The 18064-nt window shown below is 45.9% G+C and carries 10 protein-coding genes and 1 pseudogene; 7 read left to right on the forward strand and 4 right to left on the reverse strand.

The annotated features are described in order from the left end of the window. Window positions 1–20 precede the first annotated feature (20 nt). Both BACFIN_RS13100 and BACFIN_RS13095 read left to right on the forward strand, forming a co-directional pair. Window positions 21–530, forward strand: a complete 510-nt coding sequence (locus tag BACFIN_RS13100) for an acetyl-CoA carboxylase biotin carboxyl carrier protein subunit (protein ID WP_007751336.1) — start codon at window positions 21–23, stop codon at window positions 528–530. 3 nt (window positions 531–533) lie between these two features. Beyond that, the gene (locus BACFIN_RS13095) at window positions 534–2069 is read left to right on the forward strand and encodes an acyl-CoA carboxylase subunit beta (protein ID WP_007751338.1); all 1536 of its coding nucleotides are present in this window, start codon (window positions 534–536) and stop codon (window positions 2067–2069) included. A gap of 573 nt (window positions 2070–2642) precedes the next feature. Here the strand turns inward: BACFIN_RS13095 and BACFIN_RS13090 are convergent. After that, entirely contained in the window at window positions 2643–3641 is a 999-nt protein-coding gene (locus BACFIN_RS13090) for an N-acetylmuramoyl-L-alanine amidase family protein (protein WP_007751345.1), read from the reverse strand. Window positions 3642–3769: 128 nt separating this feature from the next. Here BACFIN_RS13090 and BACFIN_RS13085 point away from each other — a divergent pair, with 128 nt between their 5' ends. Both BACFIN_RS13085 and BACFIN_RS20670 read left to right on the forward strand, forming a co-directional pair. Further along, the gene (locus tag BACFIN_RS13085) at window positions 3770–5050 is read left to right on the forward strand and encodes an O-acetylhomoserine aminocarboxypropyltransferase/cysteine synthase family protein (RefSeq protein ID WP_007751348.1); all 1281 of its coding nucleotides are present in this window, start codon (window positions 3770–3772) and stop codon (window positions 5048–5050) included. A 190-nt stretch (window positions 5051–5240) separates the two neighbouring features. Continuing rightward, window positions 5241–6267: pseudogene (locus tag BACFIN_RS20670) on the forward strand (hypothetical protein). A gap of 85 nt (window positions 6268–6352) precedes the next feature. Here the strand turns inward: BACFIN_RS20670 and BACFIN_RS13080 are convergent. The 3 genes from BACFIN_RS13080 to BACFIN_RS13070 are packed head-to-tail and all read right to left on the reverse strand — an operon-like array spanning window position 6353 to window position 12051. Beyond that, window positions 6353–7717, reverse strand: a complete 1365-nt coding sequence (locus tag BACFIN_RS13080) for a TolC family protein (RefSeq protein ID WP_007751357.1) — start codon at window positions 7715–7717, stop codon at window positions 6353–6355. 20 nt (window positions 7718–7737) lie between these two features. Beyond that, complete coding sequence (locus tag BACFIN_RS13075) at window positions 7738–10929, reverse strand: efflux RND transporter permease subunit (protein ID WP_007751360.1); 3192 nt, start codon at window positions 10927–10929, stop codon at window positions 7738–7740. 18 nt (window positions 10930–10947) lie between these two features. Further along, on the reverse strand, window positions 10948–12051 hold the full coding sequence (locus BACFIN_RS13070) for an efflux RND transporter periplasmic adaptor subunit (RefSeq protein ID WP_007751362.1): 1104 nt from the start codon (window positions 12049–12051) through the stop codon (window positions 10948–10950). Between the two features lie 154 nt (window positions 12052–12205). Here BACFIN_RS13070 and BACFIN_RS13065 point away from each other — a divergent pair, with 154 nt between their 5' ends. The 3 genes from BACFIN_RS13065 (at window position 12206) to BACFIN_RS13055 (ending at window position 18045) form a co-directional block, all read left to right on the forward strand. Continuing rightward, window positions 12206–13051 carry a helix-turn-helix domain-containing protein gene (locus BACFIN_RS13065; protein WP_007751365.1) on the forward strand — a complete coding sequence of 282 codons (846 nt, stop codon included), beginning with the start codon at window positions 12206–12208 and terminating at the stop codon, window positions 13049–13051. Window positions 13052–13298: 247 nt separating this feature from the next. Then, window positions 13299–16556, forward strand: a complete 3258-nt coding sequence (locus BACFIN_RS13060) for a SusC/RagA family TonB-linked outer membrane protein (protein WP_007751371.1) — start codon at window positions 13299–13301, stop codon at window positions 16554–16556. A 10-nt stretch (window positions 16557–16566) separates the two neighbouring features. Further along, the gene (locus tag BACFIN_RS13055) at window positions 16567–18045 is read left to right on the forward strand and encodes a SusD/RagB family nutrient-binding outer membrane lipoprotein (RefSeq protein WP_004296736.1); all 1479 of its coding nucleotides are present in this window, start codon (window positions 16567–16569) and stop codon (window positions 18043–18045) included. The last annotated feature ends 19 nt before the right edge of the window (window positions 18046–18064 follow it).

Here is an 18064-nt window from a genome sequence, read left to right on the forward strand (position 1 = left end):
ATAACGCAGAGAATTCGATTATGGAAATTCATATAGGAGACCGTGTGGCCGAAATAGAATTGGTCAGCAAAGAAGATAACAAAGTGGTACTCACCATTGACGGGAAGCCTTTCGAGGCTGATGTTGTGATGGCGGAAAATGGAACCTGCAACATTCTGATGGATGGCCGCAGTGCAAATGCCCAATTAATTCGACGTGAAAACGGGAAAAGCTATAAAGTAAACACTCATTATAGCAGTTTTAATGTCGAAATCGTAGACAGTCAAGCGAAATACCTGCGCATGCGCAAGAAAGGGGAAGCAGAACAAAACGACAGTATTACTTCCCCAATGCCGGGCAAAGTAGTAAAAATCCCCGTGACAGTAGGTCAGGAAATGAAAGCCGGAGATACGGTTATCGTTATCGAAGCCATGAAGATGCAGAGCAACTACAAGGTAACTTCCGACTGCCGCATCAAAGAAATACTGGTCCGGGAAGGAGATAACATCACCGGTGACCAGACATTAATAACTCTTGAAACAATTGATTAAAAAATGGAAGAAAAAAATAAAGCATATGCCACGTTTGAAGAACGTGACCGCATCGCTTCACTCGGTGGAGGCACTGCCAAAATAGAGAAACAACACGAAAGCGGGAAGATGACTGCCCGCGAACGTATCGATATGCTGTTGGACAAAGGTACATTTGTGGAACTGGACAAACTGATGGTTCACCGTTGCACTAACTACGGCATGGACAAGAATAAAATTCCGGGAGACGGTATCGTGTCAGGTTATGGAAAGATAGACGGACGTCAGGTGTTCGTTTATGCCTATGACTTCACCGTTTACGGTGGTTCTCTATCGGCTTCCAACGCAAAAAAAATTGTAAAAGTCCAACAACTTGCCTTGAAGAACGGCGCTCCGATTATCGCCCTGAACGATTCAGGCGGCGCACGCATCCAGGAAGGCATCGAGAGCCTTTCCGGCTATGCGGACATCTTCTATCAGAACACAATGGCGAGCGGTGTGATTCCGCAGATTTCAGCTATTCTCGGCCCTTGTGCCGGAGGCGCCTGCTACTCTCCTGCTCTTACCGACTTTATATTTATGGTAAAAGAACAAAGCCATATGTTCGTGACTGGTCCCGATGTTGTGAAAACCGTCATTCATGAGGAAGTGAGCAAAGAAGAACTAGGTGGTGCTATGGCACATAGCAGTAAGAGCGGTGTTACTCATTTCATATGCAACACGGAAGAAGAGCTACTGATGAGCATACGTGAGCTGCTTTCGTTCTTGCCTCAGAACAATATGGACGAGACCAAAAAACAGAACTGTACAGATGAAATAAATCGTGAAGACACCACTTTGGATACCATTGTCCCCACAGATCCGAATGTTCCGTATGATATGAAAGATATTATCGAGCGAGTGGTAGACAACGGTTATTTCTTTGAAGTCATGCCGAACTTCGCCAAAAATATCATTATCGGTTTTGCTCGTCTGGCAGGACGTTCGGTAGGCATTGTCGCCAACCAACCCGCCTACCTTGCCGGAGTACTTGATATTGACGCCAGTGACAAAGCAAGTCGCTTCATCCGTTTCTGCGATTGTTTCAATATCCCATTAATTACCTTTGAAGATGTTCCGGGATTCCTTCCGGGATATACACAGGAAAATAACGGCATTATCCGTCACGGAGCAAAAATCGTTTATGCATTTGCGGAAGCTACCGTTCCCAAACTCACCGTCATTACCCGCAAAGCCTACGGTGGCGCTTACATCGTCATGAACTCTAAACAAACAGGAGCCGATGTAAACTTCGCTTATCCAAGTGCCGAAATCGCAGTGATGGGAGCAGACGGTGCTATCAATATCTTGTTCCGTAAGGCTGACGAGGCAACGAAAGCTAAAGAGCTGGAAGCTTACAAAGAAAAATTCGCAACTCCTTATCAAGCTGCCGAATTGGGATATATTGACGAAATCATTTATCCGAGACAGACTCGTAAACGTCTGATTCAGGCACTGGAGATGACAGAAAATAAGATGCAGACAAATCCGCCTAAGAAACACGGTAATATGCCCTTATAACAACTAGATAAGGTGCTGCAAAGCAGCACCAGCCCAACGGACTTACGGAATATCTGACTATCATATCAGGACTTTCGTAAGTCCGTTTTTTTATTCCCGAAAGGTTCTTTCCGACCAATACCCAAAAACGGCACCTCGATTCACATCGCAGCACCGTCACAACACAAACACAAAATAAAACACGACAAAACTACTATGCAATCTTCCTGTTATGCCGGGGAGGCATATCTTGCTTGACTTATCTATATTCACATACCCATAAGAAGCTTTATCAGGTGATTCGCATTATTATAACAAACAGTTATATGTTTTGTTCATGAGAAATCAAAAAAATGAGGGAACACAACCGGACATTACTAAAAAACGGTACTCCGATTCACATCGCAGCACCGTCACAACACAAACACAAAATAAAACACGACAAAACTACTATGCAATCTTCCTGTTATGCCGGGGAGGCATATCTTGCTTGACTTATCTATATTCGCATACCCATAAGAAGCTTTATCAGGTGATTTGCATTATTAAAACAAACAGTTATATGTTTTGTTCATAAAAAACAGACTCTTCTACTTATTTTTTCTCTTTATAATCCTTTAAAAAGCCCTCCATCAGCCATTTAGCCAATGCCTGTCGGTTAGAATTTATCACTAATCGGCGTTGATCGAAAGTATTTTGAATATTGCCCAACTCCACAAATACAGAAACGGGAGTGGTACGGGAGAGCACATACAGATTACGGCCACTCACAGTGCCGGAAAAGCCCCGGTTGGGCTGATGCTTATCATATTTCGATTCAAATGTATCTTTCATATTATTCGCCAACCGTTTGCTATGCGCTTTCTTGTTCGAATGATAGAAAAAGACATCAGTTTGCTTTCCCTTGCTTCGACTATCCACATGGATAAAGATAGCCCTGCAATAGGCATAATTTTTACGGTCTTTCTGATATAAAGCGTTGATCTTATTGCAACGCTGCTGAAGACGTTGTACCTGATTCAATGGAATCGGATCCCCCATACAAGTTTCGCGCTTACTGTTGGACAGATACGATTCATCACGAATTCCATCCTTAGCGTCCTGAATGATAATACGCACATCAGCACCTTCCTGCATCAGAACACGCGCCAGACGAAGAGCAATATCATATGCATATTCGTCTTCGTGAAGCTCATGCCTTCCTGCCCGTCCGATAGCTCCGGGATCGGGACCGCCATGTCCGCTGACCACATAGAAACAAGCACCGGCAAGACGATTGGAAGTAACCTTGACATTTGCCAATTCCTTACCAAACAAAGGCTCGTTAATAGTAGTTCCCAAATTTGTGTTTTTTGATTTCTCTTTGGGAGGAATAATATAACTCACCCCTACTTTAAGTACATTCTTTTTCCCCAGTTTCTTTTTATTCAGCTCTATAAAATCATCCATATATTTTCGGGGAGAACGATTATGTCTCAATAGAAAAGCAGAGATACCCTCACCCGCCTTCGGGGTCGCTTTCTGCTGCGCCCAAAGTGCTGTTCCTGAGAAAAGAAAAGCTAAGAATAAAAGAATATAGAGTTTATTTTTCATATCTGCACAATTATCTCCTTCATGTGACTATCATTTCACTCATAAACAGGGCAAAAATACAATTATTTTCCCTACTTTTGCGTCATTAAAACATTTTTTGGAATAAATCACTAAAACCCGATAACATTATGGCAAAACAATTCAAGCCCGAAACCCTGTGCGTACAGGCAGGGTGGACGCCTAAAAAGGGCGAACCACGCGTATTGCCCATCTATCAAAGTACAACTTTCAAATATGATACTAGCGAACAAATGGCCCGCCTTTTCGATTTGGAAGATAGCGGTTACTTTTATACACGACTGCAAAATCCGACAAATGACGCTGTTGCCGCCAAGATTGCCGCTCTCGAAGGTGGTGTAGCCGCCATGTTGACTTCCAGTGGTCAGGCAGCCAACTTTTATGCTATTTTCAATATTTGCCAGGCCGGAGATCATTTTGTTTGTTCTTCCGCTATTTACGGCGGTACTTTCAACCTGTTCGGCGTGACAATGAAAAAACTAGGCATAGACGTTACTTTCGTCAATCCGGACGCCAGCGAAGAAGAAATTTCCGCAGCCTTCCAGCCAAATACAAAAGCATTGTTCGGTGAAACTATTTCCAATCCTTCTCTCGAAGTGCTGGATATTGAGAAATTCGCCCGTATCGCTCACAATCACGGAGTACCTTTGATTGTGGATAATACTTTCCCTACCCCCATCAACTGTCGCCCGTTCGAGTGGGGTGCCGACATCGTTGTTCACTCCACAACCAAATATATGGACGGACACGCTACCAGCGTAGGCGGTTGTGTAATTGACAGCGGTAACTTCGACTGGGACGCTCATGCAGATAAATTTCCGGGCCTTTGTACCCCTGACGAATCCTACCACGGACTGACTTACACCAAAGCATTTGGCAAAGGCGCTTATATAACCAAAGCTACCGCACAACTGATGCGTGACTTGGGCAGCATCCAAAGCCCGCAAAATTCATTCTTATTGAATCTGGGACTCGAAACACTACACCTCCGTATGCCACAGCATTGCCGCAATGCACAGAAAGTAGCCGAATACCTTTCCAAGAACGAGAAAGTGGCTTGGGTCAATTACTGTGGCCTGCCGGATAACAAATATTACGCTTTGGCACAAAAATATATGCCGAACGGTTCTTGTGGAGTAATCTCCTTCGGCCTGAAAGGGGGACGCGATGTTTCCATCAAGTTTATGGATTCACTGGAATTCATTGCTATCGTCACTCACGTTGCCGATGCACGTAGTTGCGTGCTTCATCCTGCAAGCCACACACATCGTCAGTTGTCGGACGAGCAGTTGATGGAAGCAGGTGTACGGCCTGACCTAATTCGTCTGTCCGTAGGAATCGAAAACGCAGATGATATCATCGCGGATATTGAACAGGCATTGAACGCATAAGCATACCTAACAACCTAAAAATGAGTGAGTGTCAGAATTAAAACCAGCAATTGCCGACTTTAATTATTCTGACACCTGCTTTTTTTTGTTACATCTGTCGTAGTATCTGTTACATATTTGTTCCTCCATACCCCTCTTCTTTTTTACTTTTGTCACCAGTCAACTAATAAATAACACTTTGAATCAAGACATGAGAAACATTGTAAAGAAAACCACTCTGGTAAGTAGTTTAGTCCTCACACTATCAGCAAACTCCATGTATGCCCAATCTCTCGAATGGATCAGCAGTACGGAAGGTAACACCTGACAAAAATCGAAAGCCAAGCTACAAACGAATGCCGCACAAACTCCCATATTGGATGTCAGCGGTTCGGAAGAAGGGACTGTTTTCAAAGCTTGGGTAACTTGCTTCAACGAATTAGGATGGGATGCACTCAATATGCTTCCCCGTAAGGAACATCACAAACTTTTCTCTCCCGAAGGAGAGCTGAGGTTCACAATGGGGCGCTTTTCCATGAATGCCAACGACTATGCACGGCAGAAGGTATCATCCGTTTCAACACAGAATATCTCGCTCCTACCCTAAAGAAGCAACATTCGGAAATTAAATTATACTTAGGAACAATCAACACCAACCGCTACGATGTTATCGATCAGGTCCTTTCTGATCCACGTATGCCGGAAACGATACAAGGCGTCGGTTTCCAATGGGAAGGCGGACAGATCTTACCGAAACTCCGTGCCAAATATCCGCAATATAAATATGTACAAACAGAAAGTGAATGCGGATGGGGCTCTTTCGATTGGAAAGCAGCCGAGCATACCTTCGGATTGATGAATCACTATCTGGGTAATGGTTGCGAAGAATATACTTTTTGGAACGCTATATTGTATGATGGTGGTTTCAGCGGATGGGGATGGAAACAAAACGCGTTAATCCATGTAGATTCAAAAGCAGGAACGGCAACCTATGCTCCTGAGTATTATGCAGTACAACATTACAACCATTACATAACGCCCGGTTCAAAAATCTTAGCTTATAAAACCGGCAAAGAAGACAAAACTCCGGTACTTGTCGTTATGACTCCTCAAAAGAAACAAGTGGCTATAGCCGGAAACTTCAACGAAAAAGCGAAAGATATAACCGTTAATTTAGGGACCGCTATTTAAATATCACTTTACAACCTCATTCACTGAATACTTTCGTAGAAAAATAGGAAAAGAGAATAAAAAAATATTCACTGCAATGAGATTCCCTCTCATCACAGTGAATATACTTAAGAATTTAGAATAACAACCTCCTTACATCCGGCCTCCTCCCAACGCCTGATATAAAGTAATCATACCCTGGATTTCGGTAAAGCGATTGGCAACTTGAGACAATTGTGCATTAAGCAACGTTTGTTGTGCAGTCAATACCTCCAGATAAGTGGTGTTGCCATGCTTCATCAAAAGACTTATACTCTTGGAGGCCGTCTGTAAGGAAGCTACTTGCTTATCATAGAAAGCAGCCTTCTCACGAGCCGTCTGATACTGTACCAATGCTTCGTTCACCTCCACGCCCGCATTCAGCAAAGTCTGTTCAAAACTAAGGCGTGCTTCTTCCTGTTGCGCTTTCGCAATCTTGAGTTGTGCGATATTCAGTCCTTTATTAAACAAAGGCTGAGTCAGGGATGCTAAAGCAGAAGCAAGGAATTGTCCCGGATTGATAATCATGCTACCGGCACTGTTTGTCCACCCGGCACTACCACTCAAAGTGATAGAGGGATAGAAAGCAGCACGAGCTGCATTCGTTGTGTAGAAAGCCTGAGCCAGTGAAAATTCCGCACTACGAACATCGGGGCGATTGGCAAGCATTTGCAAAGGAACACCTACTGAGAAGTTCTCCGGCAACTGCTGATTTCCCAGTTTTCCACGCTGAATCTCGTGAGGAGTTTCCGCCAATAACAACGCCAACGAGTTCTCTGCCTGATTGATCTGCTCCTTCAGATCAAGCACAGTCGTACATATATTATAATAGGTAGCCTCTGTCTGCGCCAACCCGGCTTCAGTCACCATACCGGCATTTTTCATGGCACGGGTAGTCCTCACACTTTCCTTCCAAGCCGCTTCGGTAGCAACAGCAATCTCATATTGCGAATCAAGCATTAGCAATGTATAATAGGCATTTGCCATAGCAGCCACCAATTGTGTTTTCACAGCCTGTTCATACTCCTTACTCTGTTCGTAGGCAGCTTTCGCACGACGTTTGGCTGTCGTTACCTTTCCAAAGATATCCAACTCCCACGAAGCCGTGACAGGCAGAGAATAGGTCTGTGTGGCTTTCGCACGGCCTAAACTGCTGACAGCCCCTTCGGGCGCCAAAAACAGGGTAGGCAGATAAGACAATTTGGACGTCAAGAGTGAAGCTTCCGCTTCTTTCACACGCAGGTGAGCCGTCTGCATATCTGTATTCCGCACCAAAGCCGAATCGATCAAAGTCTGCAAATATGGGTCGGTAAAAACCTCCCTCCACGAGAGGTTACCGAAGTTTGCCGTATCGACGGCAGCGACTGGCTCACTACCATAAAGTCCCTCCGGAACTTCCGACACCGGTTTGTATTTATTGTAAATACCGCAACTGCTCAGTACCAGTGTTGCTGCGGATAATATGATAATTTTTCTCATACTTTACTTTTCTATTTGAGTTATTTATCTTCGTTAAACACACTGCGTTCCGCCAAGCTTCTTTCCTTCTCCAATTCTACTTGTTGGTCCGCCTCCTCATACATCGGCTTACGGATTTTCTCCTGCAAGAACTCAAATGCAATGTAAAATACCGGGACTACAAACAATAATGCCAATGTACCCACAGCCATACCTCCTACGACACCTGTACCCAATGATGAGTTACCGTTAGCGCCTGCACCGGAGGAGAACATCAACGGCAACATACCGAAAATCATCGTAAGAACTGTCATCAAGATAGGGCGCAAACGAGCTTGCGCCGCACTGTAGGCCGACTCGATAATTCCCATCCCTTTACGACGCCGTTCGATTGCGTACTCTGTAATCAGAATAGCCGTCTTCGCTAACAAACCGATCAACATAATCACACCCGTCTGGAGATAAATATTGTTCTCCAAACCGAAAATCTTGGCAAAGAGGAAAGATCCCATCAAGCCGAACGGTACGGAAAAGATAACGGCAAACGGTATCAGGAAGCTTTCATACAAACAAGCTAGAATAAGGAAGATCAAAACAATGCAAATACCATACACAAAAAGCGTTTTTGCACCGCCACTGCTGGCCTCTTCACGCGCCATTCCTCCATACTCGTATCCGTATCCCATAGGCAAGGTCTGTTCGGCAACCTCATTAATGGCTTTCTGGACCTCACCGGATGAGTATCCGGCAGCCGGATTCACGTTGGCTGTAATACTGCTATACAGGTTGAAGCGATTGGCAACTTCCGCTCCCATTACTTTCTTGATCGTCACAAACTGGCTGACAGGAGCCATTTCGGTACCATTACGGACATACATATTCTTGAGTGCGTGCTCATCCAAGCGATACTCCGGTGAAGCCTGCATCATAACACGATATACCTTACCGAACTGGTTATAGTTGGATATGTAAGCACCACCACAGTAACTACCCAGTGCATCCAATATCGTAGAGGGCGAAATACCTGCCCGTTTACACTTCGCCGGATCTACTTCTACCGACAGTTGGGGAAAGTTCATTGCGTAGGAAGTATATGCCATTGCCACTTCCGGACGCTGATTCAACGCACCGAGGAACTTCATCGCATTGTTATAGAATGTAGTCATATCCCCACCAGTCTTATCCTGAAGGTTCAGTTCGATAGAGTTACCCATACCGTAGCCCGGAATCATACCCGGCTGGAAGCAGAAAATCTGTGCTTCTTTAATCATATAGAATTGTCCGTTCAGGCGTGTCATCACCGCATCAGCCGTGTGTTCGCTACCCTTACGTTCGCTCCAGTCCTTCAGACGGATAATAACCGTACCGTACGAAACACCCTGTCCGGCAATCAGTCCGTAACCGGCGACAGTAGTATATTGTTTTACCTCCGGAGTGCTCTTTATCACAGCTTCTACTTTATCGATTACTTTGTTGGTCTCTTCCAGCGTACTACCCGGTGCCACACTGACATTCACCATCATAACTCCCTGATCTTCCTGAGGAACCAGACCGGTTTTGGTTGTCGACATCAGATAAACGAGCAAAGCTATACAGCAAACCAAAGAAGTCCACACCATCCAACGGTGGTGGATAAAGAACATCACTCCTTTCTTATATTTACCCAGCATAGCATTGTAAGAAGCATTATAAGCGGCACGCACACGTCCGTTGATACTTTTCGCGCTCTTAGTGCCCGAAGCCGGACGCATCATCATAGCGCACAATGCCGGACAAAGAGTCAAGGCGCAAATACAGGACAAGCCAACGGAAGTTGCCATAGTGATACCGAACTGCGTATAGAAAATACCGGAAGTACCGCCCATAAAAGTAACAGGGATAAATACCGCCATAAATACACACGTACAAGAGATTACCGCCATCGTCACATCACTTAACGCATCTTTGGTGGCAAGATAAGGAGATGTGTAGCCGGAATCAAACTTTGCCTGCACTGCCTCTACCACTACAATAGCGTCATCAACTACCGTACCGATGGCAAGCACCAAAGCGAAAAGCGTAAGAATGTTGATACTGAATCCGGCTGCCGTCAGACAGGCGAACGTACCGACCAAAGAGACAATGATGGAAATAGACGGTATCAGTGTGCTTTTGAAATCCTGCAAGAAGAAGTAAACCACAAGGATAACCAAGATGATAGCGATGACCAATGTCTCCACCACATTGTGAATAGAAGCGAACAGGAAGTCGTTAGAACTCATCATCGAAAGAAATTCCGTACCCGCAGGCAGGTCTTTCGACATTTCATTCAGTTTGTCCGTTATGGCTTCGTTCACCGAAGTAGCGTTTGCTCCAGCCACCTGGAAGGCCATAAACGTCACGCCCGGATGTCCGTTTGTCTTACCATGAAAGCTGTAAGACAACGCTCCCAATTCCACCTTGGCCACATCTTTCAAGCGAAGTGTAGAGCCATCATCCTCTGCACGCAACACAGTGTTCTGAAATTCTTCCACACTCTTCAGACGACCGCGATATTTCATAGTGAACTGGAAAACATTTTTAGAATCCGCACCTAAAGAACCGGTAGGAGCCTCAAGGTTCTGCTCACCCAGTATTGCCGTCACATCCGACGGAACCAATCCGTATTGTGCCATCAATTCCGGTTTCAGCCAGATACGCATACTATAAGTATCTCCCAACTCCATCACGTCACCGACTCCCTCTATACGTTTAATTTCCGGAATAACGTTAATATCCAGATAATTGGCAAGGAAAGTTTCATCGTAACGGTCGTCCGTACTTACCAATGAATTAATCTGCAGGAAGCTGGTCTGCCGTTTACTCGTCGTTACACCGATCTTGGTAACTTCAGCAGGCAACAGCCCTTGAGCCTTCGATACACGGTTTTGCACGTTGACCGCAGCCATATCCGGATCTGTTCCCTGCTTGAAATAGACTTGGATAGTGGCAGTACCGGAATTGGTCGCATTAGAAGTGATATACATCATATTTTCAACACCATTGATACTCTCCTCCAATGGCATAATCACACTATTCATCACCGCATCAGCGTCTGCCCCCGTATAAGTGGCGGACACCATCACCGTAGGCGGTGCTATATCGGGATATTGCTCCACCGGCAAGGTGAAAAGCGAAATAAATCCGACAATCATAATCAACACGGAAATGGACATAGCCATCACCGGTCGCTTTATAAATACATTTCCTTTCATTTTTTGTATCTTACAGCTTTATTTTACTTGCGTTCCCTCTCTAAGCAGTCCGGCGCCTTGTGACACAATCTCGTCCCCGACTTTCAACCCGTCCAGAACGATATACTCGCGTCCGTCATTGATGGCAGCTACAGTAATCAACGTTGAAGTCGCTTTTCCATCCACAACTTTATATACGGAAATCTTATCCTGCATTGCCACCGTAGCTTCCTGAGGAATAACAATAACACCTTTGTAGGAATTGGGAACTAGGACACTGCCCGAAGCGCCACTGTGTAAAATACCCGAAGCATTAGGGAACACCGCACGAACACCTACCGTTCCTGTCTGACGGTTGATCACACCGCTGATAGACTCCACACGTCCTTTCTCGCCATACACTGAACCGTCAATCAGTTTTAATTCTACTTCCGGCATATTCTTCAATGCTTCGTCCATGTTTTTATACTGGTTAATCAAAGAAAGCAATTCATTTTCGGTCAGAGAAAAGTAAACGTACATATCCGAATTGTCGGAAACCGTAGTCAAAGCCTGTGGAATGCTCGGTCCTACCAATGCTCCGACACGGTAAGGCAACATAGCTATCACACCGTCGCTGGGACTCTTCACTACCGTATATGAAAGGTTATTGCGGGCGTTTACTTCCTGTGCTTTCGCCTGTGCCAGCTGTGCTTTGGCCGACAGAAGAGAATTCTTTGCCGTGCTCAGATCGAATGCGGAAACCACATTCTCCTTATGCAGTTCCTCTTTGCTTTCATAAGTAAGCTGTGCCGTAGCAAGAGCAGCTTCAGCAGACTTCACATTTGCCACCGCCGTCTGCAATGCGGCCTCGTAGGGCACCTGGTCGATAATGAACAATGTCTGTCCGTTTTTTACACGTTGTCCTTCCGTCACACATACTTTTGTCAGCGTTCCGCTCACCTGCGGATAAATATCAATATCCTGGCGTCCGCGAATTGTCGCCGAATATGTGCTCAGAATCATACGGTCCGCCGGAGCGACGGTCATAACTTCATATCCTGTTTCCATTTGTGCAGGTGGAGCTTGCTTACATCCCGTAGCAGCAACCAGACAGCAGAGCAATAACAGCCCTTGCTTAACTTTACTAATCTTTCTACTCATTATGTTACCTATTAAATTTTTGAACGCGGCAAAGATAGGCTCTTTTTAGTATAGAAAACTGGTCATACTGTTTTGAGTTTTGTTCATTTTCGGAATATAAAAGCTAATATTTAGTAAAAAAGTCCTATTTTTGTCCGCGAAAAGAGAAATGTGTATGAAAGAAACTCCAGCCTTTGCTATACTCCGCGAACCTTTTATTGCCGGAACCGACGAAAATCTGTCTCCGGTCATGCATCATTTATGGAAGTTGGAAGGAGGTGCCATTTACTTTTGCCGTAAGGGATGGGCACACGCCACAATCGATTTGAAGGATTATGAAATTGTAAAAAACACACAGGTAGTACTTCTTCCCGGTACCATTATCTGCATCAATGGTTGTAGCAGCGACTTCACCGCTTCGTTTTTCGAATTTCCAAAAGAGATGTTCATGGAAGCCTGCATGCGGTTTGAGCCTATATTTTTCCGGTTCATCAAAGAACAGCCTTGCTACGTTCTCCCCCAAGAAAATACCGGAGCCATCAACGGATTGATACGAGCCACAACAGCGATATATAACGACCGTGAAAACCGTTTCCGGAACCAGATAGCCAGAAACCATCTCCAGTCTTTCATGTTCGACATTTATGATAAATGCTACCGCTATTTCGGTAAGCATAAAATAGAAGGTGGTACCCGACAGGATGAAATCTTCAAAAGTTTCGTATCGCTTGTACACGAGCATTGTGCCTCTCAACGGGAAGTCAGCTTCTATGCCGACAAACTGTGCATTTCTACCAAATATCTGACTGGTATCTGCAAAGCTGTCACTGGTGATTCTGCTAAAAAGATCATTGACGACTTTGCTATTCTGAAGATTAAAGTGTTGCTTCAATCAACCGAACTGACAGTGCAGGAAATTGCCGACCGACTCCATTTTCCCGATCAGTCGTATTTAGGAAGGTACTTCAAACGGCACGAGGGGATGTCGCCGAAAGAGTATCAGAGTAAGTATTCTATCTAATCAAGTAAAATAATCTTTTATTATTAGATTATTAGGCACGGATTACGCGGTTCTTTTATTAACTAAAACCGTGTAATCCGTGCCTCCATTTATTTTATTAATTTGTATTTATCGCACAACACAGATTGTTAACAGATCTGTAATACTATCTTAATCTGCCTTGCATTCCTTTGCACCGTGAAACAAAAACACGGGTGTGAATAACTTTATTGCATTTAATAAATTAAAAGAAGCAAGGTAAAAGATTATGAAAAGAAACAAATGGCTGCTTTCTCTGTCAATTGGGCTCTTGTGCTGTGGCTCTGCATACGCACAGACAACAGTGAAAGGAAAAATAACGAGTGAAGGTGGGGAACCGTTAATCGGGGCTACCGTAGCTGTGAAAAACTCGACAGACGGCACGGTGACCGACATCGACGGAAACTACTCCCTGAAGACTAAGAAAACATTGACTCAAAAGGATTTGCTTGTATTCAGTTATGTGGGATATAAAACGCTACAGAAGAACTATGCAGGCAATACGATGAACGTAAAACTGGCGGAAGAGTCGCAACAACTGAATGATGTGGTGGTGACTGCCCTGGGGATCAAACGTGAAGAAAAAGGATTGGGATATGCCACGGAAACCGTGAAAGGGGATATGATTACGAGTGCCCTGCCCACCAACTGGTCGACGGCACTGAACGGCAAGGTAGCCGGATTGAGTGTTATCTCTTCCGGTGGTCCGCTTAATTCGAGCCGTATCTCGCTGCGGGGGGACGTCTCGCTGAACCAGAACGGAAACGACGCATTGGTGGTAGTGGACGGTGTACCGATGAGTAGTCCGATGACCAATCCGGGTGTTGCCTACGGTGCAGGTTCAAACAGCGAACTTTCCGTGGACTATGGTAACGGATTCTCCGACATCAATCCGGATGATATCGAAAGCATCCAAGTATTAAAAGGGGCCAGTGCGACAGCCTTGTACGGTACGCGTGCAGCCAATGGCGTGATTATGGTGACTACCAAATCGGGAGCGGGTGCACCCAAAGGTATCGGTGTGTCTTACAGCGGTAACTTCAGTATTGACGATGTGATGAGATGGCCCGATTACCAGTATGAATTCGGACAGGGATTGCCGAGCAATATCGGTCCGGCAGGTTCTATCTACGAAGGCCAGCCCTATTACTCTTACGGGAAAGCGGAAGACGGCAGTTACGCAAGCACTAGCGGAACCAGTAGCGCTTACGGAGCACGTTTCGACGCCAACAGGTTGTTCTACCAATATGACCCCGTAACGCAGGGACGCGCTTCTGTTGCCACCCCTTGGGTAGCGTACAAAAACAACCGCAAAGATTTGTTCCAGACAGGATACACCCTGACCAACTCGGTAGCCTTGACCGGAAAATCCGACCGGGGCAGCGTACGGGCGTCCATCACCCACACTAAGAACGAATGGATTCTCCCCAATACAGGTTTCCAGCGTATCACCGCCATGGTTTCCGCCCAACAGCAGATTTCGAGGGCACTGCGCATTAATTTCAAGTCGAGTTATACGTACCGCAAGCTCAACAACACGCCTGCACTGGGATATAACAGTAACTCTATCTCCTACTTCCTTATCTTCCAGAATCCGAATGTCAACCTCGACTGGTTGCGTCCGATGTGGCGTACCGGACAGGAAAATGTGAAACAGCTCCAACCGTACAGTTCCTTTATCGGAAACCCGTATGTCATTCTGTACGAATCTGAAAATCCTTCGGAGAAACACAGTAATGTATCATCCATTTCTGCCAATCTGCGCATCAACAGTAAATTCGATTTCATGATCCGGTCCGGTATCCAGTTGTCAGCAGACCAACGCGAACAGCATCGTCCTATCAGTGACGTGGTTTTCGGAAACGGTTTTTTCAAGAAGCAGAATGTGTTCGATTATGAATTAAACAGCGATGCTTTATTTACTTACCATGATTCATTCGCCAACGGATTGCGTGTCAACGCTTCGGCAGGTGGAAACATGATGCAACAAAGCTACGATATGTTGGCTGCCTCGGTGGTAGGATTGATTACGCCGGGAGTATACAAACTGGCAAACGGTGTTTCCAACCCGAACGTGCAGACGGTTATCAAAAAGAAAGCGTTGAACAGTCTTTATTTCACGGCCAATTTCTCGTATAAGGATAAACTGTTTCTCGATGTCACCGGGCGCAATGACTGGTCGTCTACCCTGCCGAAAAGCAACCGTTCTTTCTTCTATCCGTCGGTCAGCGTCAGTGCAGTGATGAACGAGTGGTTCACGTTGCCGGAACAGATCAGTCTGTTGAAAGTGAGAGGTTCGCTGGCACAGGTCGGCAACGACACAGACCCTTACAAGACATCGCCCTATTATGGCACAAGCGATTTCCCCGGCTCGGCCATCGTATCTTCTACGCTCTATAATCAGGATTTCAAACCGGAGATTTCGACCAATTACGAAACGGGATTCGACTTCCGTATGTTTCACAACCGCATCGGACTCGATTTCACATTCTATTATAACCGCACCAAAAACCAGATTCTGGATGCTCCGATGGACCCGACCACAGGTTACAGCAAAGCTACCATCAATTCGGGATGCGTCCGCAACCGCGGTTACGAAATCCAGTTGGACGTTACTCCGGTAGTCAGCAGGGATTTCCGATGGAATGCTACTTTCACCTGGTCTAAGAACGAGAACCGGATTCTCTCACTGGCGGAAGGGGCGGATGAGAACCAGTTAATCAGCAGTATCGGTAGTGTGTCTATCATCGGACGTGTGGGTGGAACTACGGGCGATCTCTGGGGATATAAACTGGTACGCGACCCGGAAGGAAATGTGGTCATCAACGACAATGGATTGCCCGAACGTTCGGGAGAGATCGAATACGTCGGCACGGCCTATCCGAAATGGAAAGCCGGACTGTATAACGAATTTTCTTATAAGAACTTCACGCTTAGCGTCCTGCTCGACGGACAGATGGGAGGTAAAATGTACTCGCACTCGCACCACAAAATGACGGAACAGGGAAAACTGCAACATACGCTGAACGGACGTCTGCCGGGAACGGAATTTTATATGTCGAAAGACGACCCGCGCATCGCTGCCGCCGGACTTTCACCACAAGACGGGATGTACATGATTGCTCCGGGAACGGTGAAAAACGATGACGGAACTTACTCGCCAAACACCAAAGTGGTGACCGTGGAAAGTTATTATAAGGAATATTACCGGATGGCCAATGTGGAAACTAACACATTCGACACTTCATTCCTCAAGTTGCGCGAAATGAGACTGGAGTACAAGTTGCCGAACAGCACACTGAAGAAAACACCGTTCAGCAAAGCATCGGTGGCACTCTACGCACGCAACCTGTTCTGTATCACCGACTATCCTCTGTTCGACCCCGAATCTGCCGCCCTCAACGGAAGTTCGATGGTGACCGGTGTGGAGACGGGCTCACTGCCTACGGCACGTACTTTCGGACTGAATATTAACGTATCTTTTTAAACACTGACTTATGAAAACCAATAAACTTTTCAAAAATATAGTATGGGGAATGACTTTGTGCGGAGCTCTCTGCACGACTTCCTGCACCAGCTTCGACGAACTCAATACAGACCCCACCCGCATGGATGAGGTGAATCCCGGCACGCTGCTCAACCCGATTTTATACGAAACATCGGTCTACAACTGGAAACGCTACAACAGCTATACCTACGACCTGATGCAATGTGCCGTATCTACCAGCAGCACCAACGGTGTGGGATGGTGGTATATGACGGACAGCGAAGGAGACGGCACATGGACTACTTATTATAAATGGATCAACAACGCCAAAGAGATGATGCGCCTCACCGGAAAATTGCCGGAAGCCTCCAAACAACCCAACTACGATGCTATATCGCTGACTTTGCAATGTTGGCTATACCAGATTCTGACGGATGCCTTCGGTGATATTCCGATGAGCGAAGCCTGCTCCGCCGACGAGGGAATACTTGCACCGAAGTTCGACACCCAGCAGCAGGTGTACCAACAGATTATCGACAATCTGAAAACAGCTAACGAGTTGTTCGACAAAGCTAACGGGTTGATCTACAACCAATCGGGCGAAATGTTGTACAAGACGTCCAAAGGGGATGCAACCGGTATTTTGAAATGGAAGAAGTTCTGCAACTCGCTCCGTCTGCGTGCACTGCTCCGGGTGATCGACGTGCCGGAATTCAACGCGAAACAGGAGCTGCGTACCATGCTGACCGATCCCGCCACTTATCCGGTATTCGAATCGAACGATGATGCTGCCCTGCTTGCCATCAGCGGAACTTATCCGGAGGAAGCTCCGCTCACCCGTCCACAGGATTTCACTTCTTATGTTCAGATTTCAGAGTTCTTTGTTAATCTGCTGAAAGGTTGGAACGATCCCCGTCTGCAGGTGTATGCAACACAGGTCACTCTCCCCGACCAGACTAAAGATTATGTGGGTTTGCCCAGCGGTTATCAGACGTTGCCTTCAATCACTGCTTCGGGACTGAATCAGGAAATGGCGAAGGCACCTATGAAACTTGCCATGATGCCTTATGCCGAAGTGGAATTCATCAAAGCGGAATTACTGAAAAAAGGAGTGATCGACGGAGGAAGTAGCGCTGCCAAAGAGGCTTATCAGAAGGGAGTGCAGGCGGCTATCGAACAGTGGGGACAGAAAATGCCTGACCATTATTTTGAAAATCCGGAAGCTGCTTATGATGATACGCTGGAACGAATCATGAACCAGAAGTTTGTCGCACTGTTCTTCTGCGATTATCAGCAGTGGTTTGAATATAACCGTACCGGTTTTCCTGTGTTACCTGTGGGGCCCGGCATCGCAAATGCTAATAACAAAATGCCGAAACGCTTTAAATATCCATCTGCTCTGCAGCGTACTAATCTGAAAAATTATCAGGCGGCTAAAGCGAACATGGGAGGCGATGACTTCCATATCCGACTGATGTGGCAGCAATAAATGAATGTGTCGGTCACCA

The sequence above is a fragment of the Bacteroides finegoldii DSM 17565 genome, assembly GCF_000156195.1.
GTDB lineage: Bacteria > Bacteroidota > Bacteroidia > Bacteroidales > Bacteroidaceae > Bacteroides > Bacteroides finegoldii.